Genomic DNA, 21,165 nt, shown 5'->3' with positions numbered 1-21,165 from the left:
TCTACGTATCACAATGCTTTTTGAATTGCCTAGCGGCGTCCTACTCTTGCAGGGACAACGTCCCAACTACCATCGGCGCTGGAGAGCTTAACTTCTGTGTTCGGCATGGGAACAGGTGTGACCTCTCCGCTATTGCTACTAGACCACTTTTTAGCGGTATATATCATAAAATGAATTTATACCCTAAAAACTAAATAAGAGGGAAACAACGACCATCAAAGAAGAAAATTAGTTAAGTCCTCGATCTATTAGTATCCGTCAGCTCCACGTGTCACCACGCTTCCACCTCGGACCTATCAACCTCATCGTCTCTGAGGGATCTTACTCACTCGAAGTGATGGGAAGTCTCATCTTGAGGGGGGCTTCATGCTTAGATGCTTTCAGCACTTATCCTTACCACACGTAGCTACCCAGCTATGCTCCTGGCGGAACAACTGGTACACCAGCGGTGTGTCCATCCCGGTCCTCTCGTACTAAGGACAGCTCCTCTCAAACTTCCAACGCCCACGACGGATAGGGACCGAACTGTCTCACGACGTTCTGAACCCAGCTCGCGTACCGCTTTAATGGGCGAACAGCCCAACCCTTGGGACCGACTACAGCCCCAGGATGCGATGAGCCGACATCGAGGTGCCAAACCTCCCCGTCGATGTGAACTCTTGGGGGAGATAAGCCTGTTATCCCCGGGGTAGCTTTTATCCGTTGAGCGATGGCCCTTCCATGCGGAACCACCGGATCACTAAGCCCGACTTTCGTCCCTGCTCGACTTGTAGGTCTCGCAGTCAAGCTCCCTTCTGCCTTTACACTCTGCGAATGATTTCCAACCATTCTGAGGGAACCTTTGGGCGCCTCCGTTACCTTTTGGGAGGCGACCGCCCCAGTCAAACTGCCCGCCTGACACTGTCTCCGGACCGGATCACGGCCCTGGGTTAGAATGGTCGTACAGCCAGGGTGGTATCCCACGGATGCCTCCACCGAAGCTGGCGCTCCGGTTTCCAAGGCTCCCACCTATCCTGTACAAGCTGTACAAACATTCAATATCAGGCTACAGTAAAGCTCCACGGGGTCTTTCCGTCCTGTCGCGGGTAATGCGCATCTTCACGCATAGTATAATTTCACCGGGTCTCTCGTTGAGACAGTGCCCAAGTCGTTGCACCTTTCGTGCGGGTCGGAACTTACCCGACAAGGAATTTCGCTACCTTAGGACCGTTATAGTTACGGCCGCCGTTTACTGGGGCTTCGGTTCTGCGCTTCGCGTAAGCTAACGCTTCCCCTTAACCTTCCAGCACCGGGCAGGTGTCAGCCCCTATACTTCGCCTTTCGGCTTCGCAGAGACCTGTGTTTTTGCTAAACAGTCGCTTGGGCCTATTCACTGCGGCTCCTCCTTAAAGGAGCACCCCTTCTCCCGAAGTTACGGGGTCATTTTGCCGAGTTCCTTAACGAGAGTTCTCCCGCTCACCTTAGGATTCTCTCCTCGCCTACCTGTGTCGGTTTGCGGTACGGGCACCTATGAACTCACTAGAGGATTTTCTTGGCAGTGTGAAATCAGGAACTTCGGTACTCTATTTCCCTCCCCATCACAGCTTGAAAGATGTTGGACGGATTTGCCTATCCAACTTTCTCACTGCTTGGGCGCACACATCCATCGGTGCGCATTCCTTATCCTACTGCGTCCCCCCATCGTTCAAACGCTCATGAGGTGGTACAGGAATATCTACCTGTTGTCCATCGCCTACGCCTTTCGGCCTCGGCTTAGGTCCCGACTAACCCTGAGAGGACGAGCCTTCCTCAGGAAACCTTAGGCTTTCGGTGAAAGAGATTCTCACTCTTTTTTCGCTACTCATACCGGCATTCTCACTTCCAAGCGCTCCACCAGTCCTCACGGTCTGACTTCACAGCACTTGGAACGCTCTCCTACCATTGTTCGTAAGAACAATCCGCAGCTTCGGTGATACGTTTAGCCCCGGTACATTTTCGGCGCAGAGTCACTCGACCAGTGAGCTATTACGCACTCTTTAAATGATGGCTGCTTCTAAGCCAACATCCTGGTTGTCTGGGCAACTCCACATCCTTTTCCACTTAACGTATACTTTGGGACCTTAGCTGGCGGTCTGGGCTGTTTCCCTTTCGACTATGAACCTTATCACCCATAGTCTGACTCCCAAGTCTAAGTAGCTGGCATTCGGAGTTTGACTGAATTCGGTAACCCGATGAGGGCCCCTAGTCCAATCAGTGCTCTACCTCCAGTACTCATTTTCTTGAGGCTAGCCCTAAAGCTATTTCGGAGAGAACCAGCTATCTCCGTGTTCGATTGGCATTTCACCCCTACCCACACCTCATCCCCGCATTTTTCAACATACGTGGGTTCGGGCCTCCAGTCAGTGTTACCTGACCTTCACCCTGGACATGGGTAGATCACACGGTTTCGGGTCTACGACCACATACTCAAATCGCCCTATTCAGACTCGCTTTCGCTGCGGCTCCGTGTCTTCCACTTAACCTTGCATGGGATCGTAACTCGCCGGTCCATTCTACAAAAGGTACGCCGTCACCCATTAACGGGCTTCGACTACTTGTAGGCACACGGTTTCAGGTTCTCTTTCACTCCCCTTCCGGGGTGCTTTTCACCTTTCCCTCACGGTACTGGTTCACTATCGGTCACTAGGGAGTATTTAGCCTTGGGAGATGGTCCTCCCGGATTCCGACGGAATTTCTCGTGTTCCGCCGTACTCAGGATACACTCCGGAGAGAATTCCTTTTCGATTACAGGGCTCTTACCTGCTATGGCTGATCGTTCCAGATCGATTCATCTAAAGAATTCCTTTGTAACTCCAAAGGAGTGTCCTACAACCCCAGAAAGCAAGCTTTCTGGTTTGGGCTAATTCCGTTTCGCTCGCCGCTACTTGGGAAATCGCATTTGCTTTCTCTTCCTCCGGGTACTGAGATGTTTCAGTTCCCCGGGTCTGCCTCACATAGCCTATGTATTCAGCTATGCGTACTGTTCCATTACGAACAGTGGGTTCCCCCATTCGGAAATTCTCGGATCAACGTCTACTTACGACTCCCCGAGACATATCGGTGTTAGTCCCGTCCTTCATCGGCTCCTAGTGCCAAGGCATCCACCGTGCGCCCTTATTCACTTAACTATTTTTACAATGAATAAGCGTGCTAATTTCTTAGCCTTGCTTTTATTTAAATCTAGCTTTGGCTCCTAGCGACTAGCGCGACTTCCTTCCCCTTCGTACAATAAGTCAACATCGATTCATTTACATTCATCGTGTTTCCTTTATCTCCTACGGGTCAGTCCAGTCCGTACGTCGCTGAGCAGTCGCCTCAGCTTTTTATTTGATGTCGTTGTTACTCTTATTTAGTTTTCAAGGTACAAAAAGAGAGATTCGCTCTCTCAAAACTGAACCAAACAACCATGTATGTCCTTCCTGAAAGGCGTAAACCTTCCAGTGTTCCGTTCTAAATCCTTAGAAAGGAGGTGATCCAGCCGCACCTTCCGATACGGCTACCTTGTTACGACTTCACCCCAATCATTGGTCCCACCTTCGGCGGCTGGCTCCAAAAGGTTACCTCACCGACTTCGGGTGTTACCAACTCTCGTGGTGTGACGGGCGGTGTGTACAAGGCCCGGGAACGTATTCACCGCGGCATGCTGATCCGCGATTACTAGCGATTCCGGCTTCATGCAGGCGAGTTGCAGCCTGCAATCCGAACTGAGAATGGTTTTATGGGATTTGCTTGACCTCGCGGTTTTGCTTCCCTTTGTTCCATCCATTGTAGCACGTGTGTAGCCCAGGTCATAAGGGGCATGATGATTTGACGTCATCCCCACCTTCCTCCGGTTTGTCACCGGCAGTCACCTTAGAGTGCCCAACTAAATGCTGGCAACTAAGATCAAGGGTTGCGCTCGTTGCGGGACTTAACCCAACATCTCACGACACGAGCTGACGACAACCATGCACCACCTGTCACTCTGTCCCCGAAGGGAACTCGGTATCTCTACCGATTGCAGAGGATGTCAAGACCTGGTAAGGTTCTTCGCGTTGCGTCGAATTAAACCACATGCTCCACCGCTTGTGCGGGCCCCCGTCAATTCTTTTGAGTTTCAGCCTTGCGGCCGTACTCCCCAGGCGGAGTGCTTAATGCGTTAACTTCAGCACTAAGGGGCGGAAACCCCCTAACACCTAGCACTCATCGTTTACGGCGTGGACTACCAGGGTATCTAATCCTGTTCGCTCCCCACGCTTTCGCGCCTCAGCGTCAGTTACAGACCAGAGAGTCGCCTTCGCCACTGGTGTTCCTCCACATCTCTACGCATTTCACCGCTACACGTGGAATTCCACTCTCCTCTTCTGTACTCAAGTCCTCCAGTTTCCAATGACCCTCCACGGTTAAGCCGTGGGCTTTCACATCAGACTTAAAGGACCGCCTGCGCGCGCTTTACGCCCAATAATTCCGGACAACGCTTGCCCCCTACGTATTACCGCGGCTGCTGGCACGTAGTTAGCCGGGGCTTTCTGGTTAGGTACCGTCAAGGTGCCGCCCTATTCGAACGGCACTTGTTCTTCCCTAACAACAGAGCTTTACGATCCGAAAACCTTCATCACTCACGCGGCGTTGCTCCGTCAGACTTTCGTCCATTGCGGAAGATTCCCTACTGCTGCCTCCCGTAGGAGTCTGGGCCGTGTCTCAGTCCCAGTGTGGCCGATCACCCTCTCAGGTCGGCTACGCATCGTTGCCTTGGTGAGCCGTTACCTCACCAACTAGCTAATGCGCCGCGGGCCCATCTGTAAGTGGTAGCAAGATGCCACCTTTCAACTTTCCATCAGGTGATGAAAAGTATTATCCGGTATTAGCCCCGGTTTCCCGGGGTTATCCCAGTCTTACAGGCAGGTTGCCCACGTGTTACTCACCCGTCCGCCGCTCGTTCCACAAGCGTCACCTCCGGAGAGGATCAACTTGCTTCCCGCGCTCGACTTGCATGTATTAGGCACGCCGCCAGCGTTCGTCCTGAGCCAAGATCAAACTCTCCATAAAAGTTTGAATAAGATCGAAACCAATCAATCTTATCTCAATGTCTTAGCTGCAGAAGCGTTAACTTCTGGCTTTTAAAAATTAACGAAAAACGTCATGTTTTTCTTGACATACTGGTTGTTTTGTTCAGTTTTCAAAGAGCGAACTTGTTGTCACTTCCAAAAAAGCGACTTTTATATCATACCATTCAGAGATACATGTGTCAACAACTTTTTTCATAGTTTATAAGTTTCACATTATCTTCTCAAATTGGCGACTCAATTAATATATCACATATCATAAAGTGAAGTCAATAATTTTTTTCGTCTTTACAAACATACTAAATTAATAAGATCGGCTGCAAGATGTGTAATCTATTTGAACAGCGAGATCAATATTACAATGCATGCCCTTAGATGTCAACCATTGTCATCATAAATAGCTTTACTTACTTTTATACCCAATCCAAAATAATGTTAAACATAAAACTGTTGCCAAATTATTCCCTGGCAACAGTTTATACAACTAAATCACTTAATGTTACTTTTGAGGACTTGAAGGTGTTGATATATCTGTCAGCGTTTGTTCAGCTTGCTGGTTAAACTGATTCTCTACTGCAAGGTCCCCTAAAGCAACCATTCCAACAATTTGTCCATTTTCCACAACCGGCAGGCGTCGAATTTGCTGCTGAGCCATCATATGTGCAGCCTGCTGTACATCCATTTCAGGAGTACCTTGAACAATTTGCTGTGCTGTCATTACTTCTGAAACTGGTGTCTGTGCCGCTTCTCCCTGCGCTGTAGAGCGAAGCGTAATATCACGGTCTGTAATGATCCCGGTCATATGTCCATTGTGATTAACAACAGGAACCGCACCTATATTATTTTCACTCATTATTGCTGCTGCTTCCTGTATAGATTGGGTTTCCTTCACTATATATACATTGGGTGTCATAATATTTCTTAATTGTTGATTCATGCAACAACCTCCCTTTCACTATATAGGTTGGTTACTTTTAACCATTATATTATAGGTAGTTTTTGCAAATTTTACAGTTACTCAGTTTACTTAATTAAAAAGCTGCCGCCATCCACTATTCCAATCCCAGGATATTTTTTTACACCTTTCATTAATTCAAATAAAGCTTCGTCCTTTTGTTTGGCCTCAATCATGCAATCTATTTGCTGAACGGTCCCTTTAATTACATTTAGAAATTCCACAAACATTTCACTATTTATATAATCAGAATGAGCTCTGTAATTGGATTTCGATTTCGGACTTGAAAGATGCATTTTAATAGGTAAGTTTGAATGATCCCATGTTTTAAGAATACGGGGCCATTGCTCCTCCCAACGCTCTCCCTCTTTATGGTTGGCTAAATGATGATGAATATCAAAAACGAAAGGGACTCCTAACTTTTCACAAAGAAACAGGGTATCACTAAGATCGAACGTTTTATCGTCATTTTCTAAAATAAGCATCCCTTGTAAATCCGCAGAGAGAAAACCCCAATTATGAATAAACTGTTCTAATGCCTTTTCTTTATTGCCATATGCACCTCCTACATGCATGACACAACGATGTACTGGATTTATTCCCATACCACTCAGCAAACGTTTGTGCATTCTTAGTGTTCTTGCAGCCTGATTAAAGACTTCTTTTTTTGGTGAGTTGATTAGCACAAAGTGATCTGCATGGAAATCTACCCGCATCTCAGGATGGCTTTCCAGAAACGTATGTATGTCATGTAGATTTTCTTCTAAGTGCTTTACATAATTCCAACTTGGTATTTCGGGATGATTTACAAGGGGAATTAACTTAGATGACATACGGTAAAAATGGATACCATGTGCATTATTATGTCTTAATAACCGTAGAAGATTAGTTAAATTCGTTGCTGCAATTTGAACTATTTTTCTTATGGCTGCATTCTTATCTTCTATTTGGGAATAGCGGGAAAAAGTCATTGTTTTTGATGTAGAGCTATTTTTCACGTGCATACTTATTGCTGAATAGCCTAAACGAACCAAAGTCATTGCGGCACCACCTCCATACTAACTATTGATCATAAACAATCACACTATGTCACATCCTTTTGAAATAGATGTTTGTTAACTTAATTACTTAAATTTCCCAATCCCTATTAATTAATTTTCCCTGCACCTGAATGCCGTAAATAAACATCTACTTTCGGATTAAGTTTTATCGTTTTCAAATATGGTCCTTCGTCCTTTAACTGCTCCCACAACTTGTAATCCTCCCGGTACAACTCATACTCTAAGTTTAGAAAGTCAACCCCATCCTCTTTGCCCAATTCATAAAAATCAATGATTTCCTTTTTTATTAGAGAAGAAATTTTTTCACTTATTTCATTATTATTTAAAGAAGCTCGATTCTTTTGGTTTGTTACATAACAATCAAACTTCACATTATAATCTACTTGGGGCCTTCCTTTTTTTCTATGATATTGTTTGTTGATTCGAACATTCTCTATTACAACAAGCAATTTACTATCTTTATACGGAATTGTTACTGAAGTCCGCTTAGTATCTGGGGTTGCCCACCGTATCGACCTAATTTCATCCAATTTATAGTACTTATTAACCCCTTGCTTCCCCATAAAGAAAGCACCATCAAAAGAAAGTTTGGGATCATCTTCCTCATTTTGTTCCCATTGCTTCTTATTTACATAAAGAGAAGGTAAAAAGGTTGTAAAAGCTGGTTCTGTTATCTCTCTTGCGTAGTGATGAAGCTTTATAGGTCGAATAATGGAATCCTGTTCTTCAATATTTTCCGGGTTATGCAAAATGGTTTCAGTAGGAGGCTGGTTAAAAAAACCTGGGGTTGACAATATTTCAGTCATATTCCCTTTCACACCAAATATCCAAGGTGTTGGTCGGAATTCATGATAGCGAAGTATTCCGTCCAGAATATCATCAAATCCTTTCTTTATAGCTGTTTCATCAAGTATAATACTACTCACATGTGACCAGATAATTCTCTCTTGAGCAGTATTATACAAATCAAACAAGGCATCATTAAAGGTTTCACCAGAAGATTCAGAGACAAGAATTTGACTTGTAGCCCCTTGCGCACTTTCTACATTCGATAAACTGTTTAGCCCAACCATCTGAACATGAGTAACATATCTTCCTTCTTTATATTCAATACCTATTGCAGTAGCATAGTTCATCTTTTGAATTTCTTTAATGTCACTACATCCCATAAGCAACAATAAGCAAATACAAACTATAATTAGCTTCTGCATATTCCATACCTCATTTCTTATTATGAAGAGTATTTGGCTTTCTTTTTCTTAACAATGTAAAGAAGATGGAAGAATAAATTTTTTTCCAGTTAATCTCAGTAATTGGCTGTACATAAGATATACCGAATGACTCCAGTCTACACACATAGACTAAGATACTTATTAATCCAAGAATAAAACCATAAACCCCTAAAATGGCTGATGTTAGAATAAGATAAACGCGCAGTATACTCACACTAGCTACGAGCGATTGGTTTACCAATGTATAGGTGGAAACAACAGAAACAGCAATTACTACAATTAAAGTTGGGGAAGCTAAGCCGGCTCTAATGACCGCATCACCAATAATTAAACCTCCAACCACTGTAATTGTTTGCCCAATAGGCTTGGGCATTTGAATACCTGCTTCTCGTAAAATTTCAAAAAGAACGAGTATGAAGATAAATTCTAATGCAAACGGTAAGGGCATTCCTTGCCTTGATTCCACTATTGTGGCCAATAAATTAAGAGGAAGTTGATCTATGTTAACAGAAGTGATACTTACCCAAAATCCTGGCAGGAAGATTGCCGCAAATAAACCCATAACTCTAAATATCTTTTGAAATATAATTATTTGAAAGGAATAGTGAATATCTTCTGGTGAATTTAATAATTCGAGCAAATTTACTGGCCCAATTAACACTAAGGGTGAGCCATCCACGATAAGAATAAACTTTCCTTTTAATAAAGACTCGACAACAAAATCCGGACGGGCTATATAATCAAATAAAGGAAACAGGGAAAATGTACGGTCAGACAACCATTGCTCCAACTGACCACTACTTATAATACTGTCTACTTGTATTTTTTTGAGACGATGATCTATTTCTTTAATAACTTTAGAATTAGCCCTATTCTTCAAATAAAGCAAAGATACTTTCGTCTTACTTATACTCCCTAATTCAAATGCCTGATTATACAGTTCTTTTGATTTTAATCGTTTTCGAATCAATGAAACATTTACATTAACTTCCTCAGTAAAGCCATCTCGCGGGCCTTTAATCGATATTTCTGAGGTGGATTCCTCTGGCTCTCTTTTAGGTATCTTTGAAATATTAACTGTATAAAAGAATGTATCTCCATCTTTATATAAAATTAATAAACCAGAGAACAAGCTCTCAATCATTTCATCCAATGAAGTCAGAGAAGAAATAGGCGGTAAGTTTTTACTGGCTTTCTCCAATTTATTGTCTAAAATTGCTTGCTCAACAGCTTCCGAAAACTCATTAAGCTGCGTAGAATCAATCATACCTTCTGCATAGTACATCGAAACCTTTCCTTCAACCGTTTGAACATCAGCATAATTAACAAAAAATCGCTGAAGATCTGCTGGTTTTAAGCGGCCTTTGATCAGGGCTTGATTGAGCTTAGCTAAACTGGTTATTTTTTGGTTGCTCACGAGCTAGTTCCTCCTCTTTTAAAATAGCTTGCTATTAGAAGAAAAACAGTGATAAAGATTGCAAAGATGAAGGAATAGAAATAAAAATATTTCTCCATAATCGTCTGTAAATACACATCAGCATTTGGCTGCATCATAATAATTAAAATGAAGATAGAATAAGCTCCAATTAGAATCCGCCTAAATTTTAGAGAAGGTATTTCCCAGATACTCCACAATAGATAAATGCTTAAAGCCATACGAATGATGGCTCCAGCCAATAATTGAAATACAGCCAGAAAATCGACGTGTGAAATGGTATCGCCAATACTAACCAATCGCCATTGTTCAAATGCAGGAAAACGCATTTTCGATGCAACTTCCGGACCAAAAGCTGCTATTGCACCAGTTGTTGGTCCTATAACAAGAATAATTAGAGAAGTTATTATTACAAAAAAGTCCAATGCTGAATATTCCTTTTTTATCTGGTTTTGAATAAGAAATAAAAACAAAACATCCGCATTGGCTCCAACAACCATAATAGCGCCTTTAATTATCGGTTCCATTCCATTTGTAAAAACAGGAAATAATAAGGAATAGTCCTTTTCCGCCATTGTTGATAAAGCTACAAACAACCCGAGTATAATAACCAGTGGAGATAGTATTAGAGCCAAGTAAACAAGCGTTTTAAGATTTTTATAAGCAATGCACACAGATAATAGAAGGAAGGCCAGACCTGTAAAAAGAATTGGGGTTCTTGGTAAAAAATATATTTGTATAGTGTTTACCAAATCATTAAATGTTATTAAGCTAGTGGTTACTATGTAAAAACAAAATAAAGATAAAAGTGTATAAGTGATAATTCTCCCCATTTTCTTTTGCGTCCATACGAGTAAAGAGTTTCTGTGCATACTCTTTAATATAAACTTTAAAATAATTCCCCAGACTAACAGACAAAAGTATGCAATTAATGATGAGATCCAAGCATCTCTATTTGAAACACTAATTAAATGTGGCAATAAGATGACATGATTAGAAATTCCAACATACAATATAATTAAAAAGAATAATTGAAACCGAGAGAATTTCATATAGAGCCTCCAATAAGACTAAAATTCTCTACATAGTATTTTCTATTACCAAACGTTTATTCAAAAAGTATCAAAACCTAAATAAAAAAGCTACCAACTATTGGCAGCTTTTTTTATTTGCTTAAATTATTCATGCTCTACTTCTTTTTCTCTTTCCATATACCAAGAATAAAATAGCGTAGTAAAGTTTAACGGAACATCGGTAAGCGTGTTATGGTAAACCGGTTGGGCTCTATTAACAGTAGTGACAGTAGCGAGCCCTAAAAATTGTTGAATTAAGTTTCTCGATACACCAACTTCAATAATTTTATCTCTCCTTGATAAAAATGTTGTAGTTGTAAATCCGCCTGTTTTAAACTGGATAAATTGGCCCTGAACCAGGTAGCCTGTATGGTAGTAATCCAGCACTCGCGCCAACACAATAAGCGCCAAAAGTAGTATGGAGAGAATTAACCAAGTCATTTCCACATGAAAAAAGACAGGATGGAAATAGAATAACGCACCGGTTGCTATCGCCCAGAACCAGCTCGGTTTTAACAATCGAATGCCTAATGATTTTTTAGGAAGAGAATGCAAGTTTGAAGCTACTTCGTAAGTTGGCAGCAGTTCTGTAATCAGTTCATATGCCCTCGTTAATGGAAGAAAGGGATATAATGTATTTACTTCAAGCTCTTCTCCACCACTGAAGCTTCCTGCACTAGTAAGTTTCACTTCAGCAAGACCAAGCAACCGCTTCATAAAAGTTTGCGATACTTCAACAGCTTGTACTCTACTTTTCAGAATGGAAAATTCTGTGGTTTCCATAATACCTTTCTTTATATATATCCTTTCCTCATCAGAAGAAATTTCATATTTACCGTATTTTAAAAAGGTCCAGACCATGCCAATTAATAACGAAACACAACCTAAAATAAGCACAAAAATAATAATCATCCACCATGCATCCAGAAGATAGGATAGATACCCTTCTGCTCTCTCCTCCAAATCAAGTACTTGATTCATTTTAGAATAGATGGAACCTAATATAGGTATTAAAACGAGAAAGCTTAAAGAAGTAAAAGATGCTTTTACAATATCTTTCCTTCTCGGCTGAAAATGAACTGTTTTTCTGTTAGGCAGATCACTTTTCTCGCTAGAATCTAAATCTTCGGATGAAATGTTACTTTCTTTCTTCTCTCCTTTTTCAGTGATATACTCTTCAAGCTGATCTGCAGCTGCAATTGTAATTACCGGAAATTTTACACTTGAATCTTCAGCGGTACCTGTTTCGAAGTGTATGGAAGTTACTTTAAATAGACGGTGAAACAAAGACGTATGGCGATTTACATTTTGTATTTTGGAAAAGGGCACTGTCTTCTTCGTCTTTTTAATTATTCCGTGATATAGTTCAAATGAAGTTTCCTTTACTGAATATTTATACGTATACCATTTTAGAAAAATAGTAATTAGCGTAATCCCCATTAAAAATAAAAAAATCATTCTTGCATAATATATAAAAGTAGAATCAGAGCTAAAATTTAAAATATAGAGATAAAAAATAGCAAAAAATGAGTTTTTTGCTGTCTTCCAAATATCGAATACAATCGATAATGGGTGGTAACGATTCAACTGCTTCATTCCTCTGCCTCCTTCACTTTTGCAAAGATGGCAATTTGGTTTCTAACTTCCATGGCTGCTTTCTCAGGGATCCCTGGAATTGTATGTGAACTCCCCATTGTCATAATTTCAATAGAATATAACCCATATTTTCGTAGCAATGGGCCTTGTTTTGTAGAAACAGCCTGGATTTTTGCCATAGGAATAAGTTGATGTTGTTCATTAATTGCACCTGATTTTAATTGTAGAAATGCTTCATTTAAATCATAACGCCAATTTTTATGTAAATAATAAGGTCTAACAAATACTGACCAAACGGAATAAAGGATAGAAAGTAATAATAGTCCTATGAGAATCCAGCCAATCCATACTGGCCAAGCAAAATAGTAATCTAAGTATAGTAGAACAGCCAATACAATCAAACCGATTCCATCCTCAATTGCTGCAGTAGTTCTCCAAACCTTTACAATTGACTTTTCCAGCTTTTTTGTTGGTAATGGAGGGCCTTGTGTTTCTCTATTCATGTTTTCACTCCTATGTTGTAATTATGTTTTAATACGGATTATACCTCCAAAAAGTTTCAAAGAGATAAACAATTAGCAGAACAGGCTGGGACAAAAGAATTTTATACATTGAAAATCCGAACCGATTCGTACTACGACTGAATCATGGTTCGGATTTCTTTTTGCAACAAATTAGCGGAGGAAAAACGCGCAAACTCCTCGGAAATGAAGTACAAATTTTCTTCGTGCGATGCTAAGCTGTCGTAGCCTTCCTTGTCCTGTGGGAGAAAAAGCCTAGGTAAGACCCCGGTGTGCATTAAGAAGGAAGGCTAAAAACGCGACGTACTGAGGCTGCGCATACTCGCCCCACCAAACCCCATTGTCGCAACGCCTTCATGACCAACTTCGTGTTGGCCCGAGGCTTAGCAGCGCCCACGGAAAGCGAAGCGTTTTTCCGGAGCGGGGCTTCCACTCTTTAGAACGTTCGTCTTTAGAGTAGCATTATCTAGTTATGTCCTAGCCTCTTCTTCTGAGTTTTATTAACGTACGCCACGCATGTACTTTTGAATTATAGGAGCAAATGCGAACAATATAATACCAAGCAAAATAGAAAAACCACCGATTACACCGAAATAAATAATTTCAGTGGCTGGATCATAAAATTTCACAATTTGGGCATTAATTGCCTGTGCCGATGCATTGGATAGGAACCACAAACTCATTGTTTGAGCAGAAAAAGCAGCAGGTGCGAGTTTTGTTGTGGCTGATAAACCAACCGGAGATAAACAAAGCTCACCCAATACAACTATAAGAAAGCTTAATACCAACCATATTGGACTTACGAGAGAATCTGTTCCATGCATAAATGATGGAATAATCATGATCAGGAAGGACAATCCTGCAAAAAATAATCCAAAAGAGAATTTTTTGGTTGTAGACGGCTGGCGATCTCCCAATTTAACCCATAGTCCTGCAAACATTGGTGCTAGAGCAATAATAAATAGCGGATTTAAGGACTGGAACCAAGATGATTGTATTTCAATGCCCAGGAACTTAAGTTGTGTCCGCTTATCAGCATACTCTGCCAGGATGATGGACCCTTGTTCCTGAATAGCCCAAAACATCATCGCTGCTATAAATAATGGTATATATGCTATTAAACGTGATTTTTCGTCTGCGTTGGTTTTTGGACTGCGGTACATTACAATAAAGTAAGTAGCGGGAATCAAGATTCCTAATATACTTATTAAATAAGTAAAACGATTAATTGTTAAGATACCTGTTGGAATGGTTATTGCAGCCAAAATAATGATAATAACTGCCCCGATCCCAAATCGACTATATACTTTTTTCTTTTCATTTTCTTCCAGGGGATTAGGCACATACGTACCTGCGAGTCCCAAATTTTTCTTCTTCGTAATTATAAAAACAATTAGACCCAAGAACATTCCTACCGCTGCAGTACCAAAACCAAGGTGATAGTTATATTCCTGACCAAGTGTACCCACTACAAATGGAGCAATAAATGCACCCATGTTAATTCCCATATAAAAAATACTAAATCCGGAATCACGGCGATTATCCTCTAGGGCATACATATCACCAACCATATTGGATACATTTGGCTTTAGTAACCCTGTACCAACAATAATAAGTAACATGGAAATAAAGAAAGCTGTTAAACCGGCAGGAAGAGCAAGGACAATATGACCTGCCATAATTAGGGCACCACCATAAAAGACAGTTCGTTGAGTACCCAGTAAACGGTCAGCAATCCATCCCCCTATAATGCCTGACATATATACAAGTGAACCATAGATTGCCATGATGGATCTTGCTGTTCCATCTTCTATTCCCAAACCACCATAAGCTACCTCATTATACATATAGAACAGTAATAAGGCACGCATTCCATAGTAGGAAAATCGTTCCCAAAACTCAGTAAAGAACAAGGTGAACAAGCCTTTAGGTTGTCCAAAAAAACCTTGTTGAGGAACACTTCTGACAATTTCCTCTTTATCATGCGTATTCATGTTGTAGTCATCCTCTCCGTTAATAACGCAATTGTCTGAGAATATTTTCACTAACAGAACTATTTTAGACAAATTACATGCTTGCGTCAATAAATTAAGTATTCGAAAGGATGGAAATATATTTTAGCCAATGAGCATTAGGAAAAGTAATTTAAAGGATATGTAAAAATAGGACCGTCATATACCCGCGTATGATATTCGCCAGATTCTCCTAACGGGCAAACACCTTTCATTTGAATGATTTCTTTAATAAATAGATCATCAATTGTTCTGCCTACCCATGCTTCAGGTAATTTATTATTATCCACTTTAATAATTTCGGCCTTAAAACCTTGACTCACAAATTCCTCCAGGAGACCCTTTGCTTGACTTTCATCTCTCCAGAGTGGATAAAACGCTTCTAAACCAGCTTTTTCAGCCACACCTTCTCCCCATTCTCGGTGACCCTCAAGGTAAATATCACCATAAGCAATTCCATCTAAATCGTATTCATCTCTAACTTTCCGCAACTTAGAAACAAATTTTTCTTCATATGTGGAAAAATCAGTCTCAATGATACGGAATGGAATCGCTAGAGCATCTGCCTGCTTCCGAATTTGTTCTATATGTTCATCATGCGCAAAAGTTTTCATTTTGTCTGTCCAAACTGTTGTCAACAAACATTCCACTTTCACATTTTTTTGTTGTAAATAATATAACGCCAAACAACTATCCTTTCCCCCGCTGAAAGACAAAGCAACTTTACTCACCATTTATATAACTCCTTTCAAAAAAATACGATGTTATCTCAACAATAACATCGTATCTATGATCAAGCTATTGATTATGGAATTTATTTCTTTAGCATTTTAGAGATAGTAGAAGCATCCACTTTATTCTTTCCATTCACTAGTGTATTAACAATCATATCTTCTGTTTGCTTACTCACCTTTTTATTTGCTAATTTGGCTATTTGCCTAACCAATTTACGAATACTTTTCTCATCCTGTAAATCAGAATTGCTTAGTGATTTGGCAAGATTTTGTAAATCGTTTCCCTTTACACCAGTCTTTTTCTCTACTTGCTTCATCATATCGTCCATCAAACGCACCTCCCTATTGTTTACACCTTATTGTATGAAGGGAATGACACAGTGGGTAGGCTTACGCAATTGTTTTCATTAATTTGGTTTTCTATCCTTCAAATTACTTACCTTTTTTCGTAATAAACTTACTTATCATCGGACTTACTTGCCCATATAAATCATGCATTTTTTGTGCGGTTCCGGTAATTTTATCCAAGTCAAATCCCCCTTCACTTGTACGAAAAGCGTCAAGAAGATTTCGTTTTGACTGCGTTTGAGGTACTTGGCGGGGACGTTGAAACATAAAGGGATGCTCTCTTGGCATAGGCCGTCTTGGTTTTCCTGGAAACATATATAATCCACCCCCTTTTTCCATCTTGTATATAGTTTATTCTTAACGCTTAAAGACGAAAGGGTGTTTGACCATCTGAATTCAAGTTACCCCGAAACCTTTCCACAACCCCTGCATAATCTGAAATAAAGAACAAAAGTGCCAGCTGCGCCCTGGAATAAGAAAGAAAGGATAAAAAGTCTTATTTTTTGAAAAAGAGAGGTGTTTATATGGGGGTAGTTCAGACAGATAAATGGTTACGTGAATATTATAAAGAACCACTTACCCTTTGCGAAAAATTAACGAATTTGTTTGACAATGCAAATGCAGAGGAAATATACCATCATCTTTCTGCTTACGGAATGTATACCACACCACTTCCTGATGGGGAGAAATTAATAAAAAGATTACAGGAAAAAGGCGTGTGGAAAATCATTCAAGATGAATATAAAACATTACAAAGTGAATGGAAAGGTCCTAAGGTTCCCATATTTATTTTCCCATCAGATCCTACCAACCGACGATTAAAAGAAGATCATAACGGGAAAGCAGGTCTTTCCTTTAAAGATAAACTATTCTTATTTGTATCAGAGGATAATGCAGAGAGGGAACTTCATGCATTATTTACTCATGAATATAACCATGTTTGTCGAATACGGAAAATGGATAAAAAGGAAGAAGATTTTACACTTTTAGATACGATCATTCTTGAAGGATTAGCGGAAAATGCAGTTCGTGAACGGTTAGGAGAAGAAAATACAGCTAATTGGACATCCTATTACTCCGAGTTGCAGCTTGAAAACCTATGGAAGAATCTTTTATCACCGAAAAAAAATATGAAAAGAACACATTCCAGTTATTATTCCATATTGTATGGGCGGTACTTCTACCCAAAAATGGCCGGATATTGTGTTGGGTATCAAATGGTGAAAAACTACGCAAAAAACAAGAAAACTACTACCAATGAAATGCTTCAATTGCCTTCAGAAGACTTTATCCCGTCCTAAGAAGCAAAAGTAAAAGCGTTATTCCTCACTAAATCAATAAAATAGCTGTCGAGAGCCTCGACAGCTATTTAAAAAACAAATCAAATAAGATATTCCCTTACCAAAAGAAGAAGGGAAGTAATGCGAGTGTACCAATTGCACCCAACGCGAGTCCGTATCCAAATCCTGGTCGGTAACCATAACCTCCGTATCCCCCACCGGGGCCATAAAAACCAAAACCAAAACCTCCAAGATTTCTTTGTCCACCACCAAAAGGTTCCAAATAAACCCGTTGTCTGTCTACATGTTTAATAATCCCTCGATGAACGTCGCCCCGGTGTGTTCTAATTTCAACTGCCCTCCCTCTATAACGTTGACATAGATTATGATAATGCTGAACTGACATATTTTCACCCCCAATATGCTTATGACAGTATATGAAGCAGAAGCGGAAGTGTATGGGACACGTGCGTTAGGGGGAACGTGGAATTTGTATTGAGCCCACTTTGCTATATTTTTTGTGAAATTGGGATAATGTCCATAACATTGGGGAGTTCTTTACATAAGATACAATGTAAACAGATATGGAGGTGGTTTACGAATGAGTGGTTCATATGGTGGCTACGGCGGAGGCTTCGCCTTAATTGTTGTGCTGTTTATTCTGTTAATAATTGTGGGCGCATCTTATGTAGGATACGGATACTAAAAAATAAAAGGAGGAAGTTATATGTTTGGTAATTATGGATGTGGCTGTGGCGGATACGGCTATGGAGCACCTGTAGGAGGATACGGCGGTGGCTGTGGCTATGGCGCCGGGGGCGGTTTCGCCTTAATCGTCGTATTATTCATCCTTCTAATCATTGTAGGAGCTGCTTGGTTCTAATATCCAAACCAATAAAAGTGCTCTCCATTTCTGGAGAGCACTTTTTTCATCATTTGCTACCTATTGATTCATTCTTTGTTTTATTCGGCTTCATTTAGTCGACTCTCAATTTCTTTCATGATTTTGCCGGCTTCCTCCCAGTTACCTTCTGATAGCTCAGCTTGATAATTTTCAAAGAGCTCAGAGAATTCACGGAGTTTTTCCTCAGCGCCTGTTATTGGTGCTGTTTGATCGTCTGTATCACCTTCATCTGATGTATCATCGGATCCTTGTTTGCTTTCCGGGTTAATCAAGGCAAGCATTTTATCCAAAGAAGCGTCAAAGGTTTCTTCCATTACAATATTATCTTCATAGGCGATAACTACCCTTTTCACTTCTGGAAGTGATGTTTCATTTGAGGACTCTATATAAATTGGTTCTACATACATAACGGTATCCTCAATTGGGATAGCTAATAAGTTTCCTCTAATTACTTTAGAACCACCCTGTGACCAAAGGTTAAGCTGTTGTGAAATAGTGCTATCCTGGTTAATTCGATTTTCAATTTGTTGCGGCCCATATATATTTTTTTGCTTAGGGAAACGGTATACAAATATTTCACCATAATTTTCTCCGTCATTCCTTACCCCCATCCAAGAGATCATATTCTGGCGTTTCTTCGGAGTGTAAGGCATCATAAGGATAAATTCTTCTTCATCGTATTCTGGCAGCTTCATCGTAATGTAATATGGTTCCATTTCGATGTCTTCATTGAAATATTTCTCTGTTGGAAACTGCCAAAAGTCTTCCCTATTATAGAAAACTTCTAAATTAGTCATATGATATGTCCCATACTTTGCTGCTTGAATAGAGAATAGTCTTTCAGGATAACGGAAATGTTTTTGAACATCTTCCGGAATTTCTTTAGTGAATAGTTCTGGGAACATATTTTCATATGTCTGTAATAGCGGATCCGCTGGATTTACAATATAGTAATTCACTTCACCACTATATGCATCAATCGTTACTTTTACGGAATTTCGAATATAATTTTTGTTTTTCTCATAGTTTTCTGCGTACGGGTAATTATCCGTTGTTAAATAGGCGTCAATCATCCATGCAAGTGTCCCATCCTCCCGAACGAAAATGTAGGGGTCTTCGTCATATTCAAAGAAAGGAGCTATTCTGTTTACTCTGTCCATAATATTTCTAGTTTCCAATAATTGGCTATCTCCTGTGATCTGATCTGATACAAGCATTCGCATAGATCCTTCACTCAATGTAAACAATAGACGGTTTATACCAGATAGTTGGATACCTAAATCTGCTTCATATCGATTGGCAACATTCTCATCACCGGAAGGATAATCGAATTCATCCACTTTTGAGTTAACAATCACATTTTCATATTTTTCTTCACCAAAGTAAATTTGTGGCCTACTTATGTCGAGCACACCTTCTGGAGGAAGGTTTTTCATCATATATTTTGGCTGACCTTGTTGGGTGATCTGGTTAACATGACTCATTGCAAACCCATAACCATGTGTGTACCTCAGCTTTCGGTTCACCCAGGTCTTCGCCTGTGAAGGAAGATCTCCAGTGCTTAATTCTCGTGCGCCGATAAATACTTGTTCATATTCTCCATCAATTTCGTATCTATCAATATCAATATCATTAAATTGATAATACGTACGGAATGTCTGTAATTGGTTGTACACATCCAAAATAGGTCGTGAGTCATTTATTCGAACGTTTTCGATCGTTTTCTGATTTCGTTCGATCATCTTCTCATCAAGAGAATCGTTACCAGGATGTTCCTTTTCTTTAATTTGATCAAGATCATATGCAGCTCTTGTATATTCAAGGTTGTGCTTTAAGTAAGGTTTTTCTTTAGAAAACTCATTAGGAGAAACAATAAAGTTTTGAACGACAACAGATGCTATTTGTCCTCCTATTACTAATATGCCATACACGATGACAGGGAGCAGCATGGATGAAAGTTTCCTTCTATTATTAAGAGCTATAATCATCCAAATACTACCAATTATTGCAACAGCAGCTAATGCATAAGATACTGGGATATTTATAATTTTATCTGTATAGCTTATGCCATGAACAACGCTTTCCTGGAAAATATTCACTTGATTTGTCAGCAACGACTCATATGGTGTAAGCAAATGCATTCCAGCCAATAGTAAACCAATGAAGCCAAGTGTTGTAGCTAAATGAATTTGAGCGGATCGGCTCATGCGATATAAATGAAAAACAGAGTATGCTCCAATTTCCAGTAATAAAAAGAATACAGCAATACCCAGCAAGATATTAATGACAAACTTTACAAAAGGAAGAATAAACATATAAAAAGATATATCTAAGTTAAAGAAAGGATCCGTCTCACCGAAGGAAGCATAGTTTAATAGTTTTAATGCTGGTTCCCAGCCAACACCCTGAACAATCGAACTGCCGAATGCCCCTATCAAAACAGCTACACCAGCGATGATTAGCCTGCTCATTTTTTTGTTAGTTAGAACAGGAGCCAGTTGATGTGCATCAAAATGTCCTGTGTATGTATTCCGAATCCAAGACAAAGTAAAATAGGTTAAAATAAAGTATAGTATAAATCCTACTGCACCTAATATTATTTTACTGCTTAAAATTGTCGTATAAATACTTTCAAACCCCAAAGAATCCATCCATAAATAATCTGTAAACCAGCGATAGGAGAACAAACCGATTAAAGCAATTACAAGCAAAACACCAAGTACTTTGCCCAATCGGCTACCTACCTTTCTCATTCGATTCGTATTCATCTTCTCTTTAAAATTCAATGATAAACCCCCTAGTATTTAAAACTATTAACTCTTATACGAAAAAGAGACGTAAAAGTTTCAGTATTTCATATAGACATGTATACATGCTGAGTATATCCCAGATCACTTGACTATTCACTAATAGGATAACATAATTAATACATTATTAGCTTAAGTATTCGC

General features: G+C 40.0%; 16 protein-coding genes and 3 rRNA genes. 3 read left to right on the top strand and 16 right to left on the bottom strand.

The features are described 5' to 3' along the window. Positions 1-27: 27 nt before the first annotated feature. From rrf to X953_RS07710, 14 genes are all read right to left on the bottom strand, one after another. A 5S ribosomal RNA gene (gene rrf, locus X953_RS07775) occupies positions 28-143 on the bottom strand. Positions 144-228: 85 nt separating this feature from the next. After that, positions 229-3,146, bottom strand: a 23S ribosomal RNA gene (locus X953_RS07770). Positions 3,147-3,480: 334 nt separating this feature from the next. Next, a 16S ribosomal RNA gene (locus X953_RS07765) occupies positions 3,481-5,046 on the bottom strand. The 16S, 23S and 5S rRNA genes sit together here, the layout of an rRNA operon. A 516-nt stretch (positions 5,047-5,562) precedes the next feature. Beyond that, positions 5,563-6,000, bottom strand: coding sequence for a CBS domain-containing protein (locus tag X953_RS07760; RefSeq protein WP_040955065.1), 438 nt, complete (start codon positions 5,998-6,000; stop codon positions 5,563-5,565). 86 nt (positions 6,001-6,086) lie between these two features. Further along, a complete protein-coding gene (gene uvsE / locus X953_RS07755) occupies positions 6,087-7,058 on the bottom strand; it encodes a UV DNA damage repair endonuclease UvsE (protein WP_040955064.1) in 972 nt (323 codons plus the stop codon). Positions 7,059-7,165: 107 nt separating this feature from the next. Further along, positions 7,166-8,290, bottom strand: coding sequence for a Ger(x)C family spore germination protein (locus tag X953_RS07750; protein ID WP_040955063.1), 1,125 nt, complete (start codon positions 8,288-8,290; stop codon positions 7,166-7,168). Between the two features lie 10 nt (positions 8,291-8,300). Then, entirely contained in the window at positions 8,301-9,728 is a 1,428-nt protein-coding gene (locus tag X953_RS07745) for a spore germination protein (RefSeq protein WP_040955062.1), read from the bottom strand. After that, on the bottom strand, positions 9,725-10,798 hold the full coding sequence (locus X953_RS07740; protein WP_040955061.1) for an endospore germination permease: 1,074 nt from the start codon (positions 10,796-10,798) through the stop codon (positions 9,725-9,727). The genes X953_RS07745 and X953_RS07740 overlap by 4 nt, the downstream gene beginning before the upstream one ends. 126 nt (positions 10,799-10,924) lie before the next feature. Then, on the bottom strand, positions 10,925-12,415 hold the full coding sequence (locus X953_RS07735; RefSeq protein WP_040955060.1) for a PH domain-containing protein: 1,491 nt from the start codon (positions 12,413-12,415) through the stop codon (positions 10,925-10,927). Next, complete coding sequence (locus X953_RS07730; protein WP_040955059.1) at positions 12,412-12,918, bottom strand: PH domain-containing protein; 507 nt, start codon at positions 12,916-12,918, stop codon at positions 12,412-12,414. Before X953_RS07730 ends, X953_RS07735 begins: the two co-directional genes overlap by 4 nt. A 518-nt stretch (positions 12,919-13,436) precedes the next feature. Then, positions 13,437-14,930 carry a peptide MFS transporter gene (locus tag X953_RS07725; RefSeq protein ID WP_040955058.1) on the bottom strand — a complete coding sequence of 498 codons (1,494 nt, stop codon included), beginning with the start codon at positions 14,928-14,930 and terminating at the stop codon, positions 13,437-13,439. A 137-nt stretch (positions 14,931-15,067) separates the two neighbouring features. Continuing rightward, on the bottom strand, positions 15,068-15,682 hold the full coding sequence (locus tag X953_RS07720; RefSeq protein WP_040955057.1) for a diphthine--ammonia ligase: 615 nt from the start codon (positions 15,680-15,682) through the stop codon (positions 15,068-15,070). Between the two features lie 80 nt (positions 15,683-15,762). Beyond that, positions 15,763-16,011 (bottom strand): stage VI sporulation protein F, encoded by a 249-nt coding sequence (locus X953_RS07715; protein WP_040955056.1) that lies wholly within the window; start codon positions 16,009-16,011, stop codon positions 15,763-15,765. Between the two features lie 103 nt (positions 16,012-16,114). Beyond that, positions 16,115-16,345: a YppG family protein gene (locus tag X953_RS07710; protein ID WP_040955055.1), complete on the bottom strand. Its 231-nt coding sequence runs from the start codon at positions 16,343-16,345 to the stop codon at positions 16,115-16,117. A 209-nt stretch (positions 16,346-16,554) separates the two neighbouring features. On the opposite strand from X953_RS07710, the gene X953_RS07705 reads away from it, so the two are divergent. Beyond that, positions 16,555-17,331, top strand: a complete 777-nt coding sequence (locus X953_RS07705; protein WP_040955054.1) for a DUF2268 domain-containing protein — start codon at positions 16,555-16,557, stop codon at positions 17,329-17,331. Positions 17,332-17,428: 97 nt separating this feature from the next. On the opposite strand, the gene X953_RS07700 is transcribed toward X953_RS07705, so the two are convergent. Continuing rightward, positions 17,429-17,716, bottom strand: coding sequence for a hypothetical protein (locus tag X953_RS07700; RefSeq protein WP_040955053.1), 288 nt, complete (start codon positions 17,714-17,716; stop codon positions 17,429-17,431). 195 nt (positions 17,717-17,911) lie between these two features. On the opposite strand from X953_RS07700, the gene X953_RS19470 reads away from it, so the two are divergent. Further along, positions 17,912-18,016: a YjcZ family sporulation protein gene (locus X953_RS19470; RefSeq protein WP_019378935.1), complete on the top strand. Its 105-nt coding sequence runs from the start codon at positions 17,912-17,914 to the stop codon at positions 18,014-18,016. Between the two features lie 21 nt (positions 18,017-18,037). Beyond that, on the top strand, positions 18,038-18,193 hold the full coding sequence (locus X953_RS07695; RefSeq protein ID WP_040955052.1) for a YjcZ family sporulation protein: 156 nt from the start codon (positions 18,038-18,040) through the stop codon (positions 18,191-18,193). An 80-nt stretch (positions 18,194-18,273) separates the two neighbouring features. On the opposite strand, the gene X953_RS07690 is transcribed toward X953_RS07695, so the two are convergent. After that, the gene (locus X953_RS07690; protein WP_040955051.1) at positions 18,274-21,000 is read right to left on the bottom strand and encodes a UPF0182 family protein; all 2,727 of its coding nucleotides are present in this window, start codon (positions 20,998-21,000) and stop codon (positions 18,274-18,276) included. Positions 21,001-21,165 lie beyond the last annotated feature (165 nt).

The sequence above is a fragment of the Virgibacillus sp. SK37 genome, from assembly GCF_000725285.1.
In the GTDB taxonomy this organism is placed as follows: Bacteria; Bacillota; Bacilli; order Bacillales; family Amphibacillaceae; genus Virgibacillus_Q.
The sequence above is the reverse complement of the archived record's forward strand: the minus strand, read 5'-3'. Positions and strand labels throughout refer to the sequence as shown.

Bases quoted from the DNA above. Each gene is read 5' to 3' on its own strand.
- X953_RS07760 (WP_040955065.1), bottom strand. From the start codon at position 6,000: ATGAATCAACAATTAAGAAATATTATGACACCCAATGTATATATAGTG.
- uvsE (WP_040955064.1), bottom strand. From the start codon at position 7,058: ATGACTTTGGTTCGTTTAGGCTATTCAGCAATAAGTATGCACGTGAAA.
- X953_RS07750 (WP_040955063.1), bottom strand. From the start codon at position 8,290: ATGCAGAAGCTAATTATAGTTTGTATTTGCTTATTGTTGCTTATGGGA.
- X953_RS07740 (WP_040955061.1), bottom strand. From the start codon at position 10,798: ATGAAATTCTCTCGGTTTCAATTATTCTTTTTAATTATATTGTATGTT.
- X953_RS07735 (WP_040955060.1), bottom strand. From the start codon at position 12,415: ATGAAGCAGTTGAATCGTTACCACCCATTATCGATTGTATTCGATATT.
- X953_RS07730 (WP_040955059.1), bottom strand. From the start codon at position 12,918: ATGAATAGAGAAACACAAGGCCCTCCATTACCAACAAAAAAGCTGGAA.
- X953_RS07725 (WP_040955058.1), bottom strand. From the start codon at position 14,930: ATGAATACGCATGATAAAGAGGAAATTGTCAGAAGTGTTCCTCAACAA.
- X953_RS07720 (WP_040955057.1), bottom strand. From the start codon at position 15,682: ATGGTGAGTAAAGTTGCTTTGTCTTTCAGCGGGGGAAAGGATAGTTGT.
- X953_RS07715 (WP_040955056.1), bottom strand. From the start codon at position 16,011: ATGGACGATATGATGAAGCAAGTAGAGAAAAAGACTGGTGTAAAGGGA.
- X953_RS07710 (WP_040955055.1), bottom strand. From the start codon at position 16,345: ATGTTTCCAGGAAAACCAAGACGGCCTATGCCAAGAGAGCATCCCTTT.
- X953_RS07705 (WP_040955054.1), top strand. From the start codon at position 16,555: ATGGGGGTAGTTCAGACAGATAAATGGTTACGTGAATATTATAAAGAA.
- X953_RS07700 (WP_040955053.1), bottom strand. From the start codon at position 17,716: ATGTCAGTTCAGCATTATCATAATCTATGTCAACGTTATAGAGGGAGG.
- X953_RS19470 (WP_019378935.1), top strand. From the start codon at position 17,912: ATGAGTGGTTCATATGGTGGCTACGGCGGAGGCTTCGCCTTAATTGTT.
- X953_RS07695 (WP_040955052.1), top strand. From the start codon at position 18,038: ATGTTTGGTAATTATGGATGTGGCTGTGGCGGATACGGCTATGGAGCA.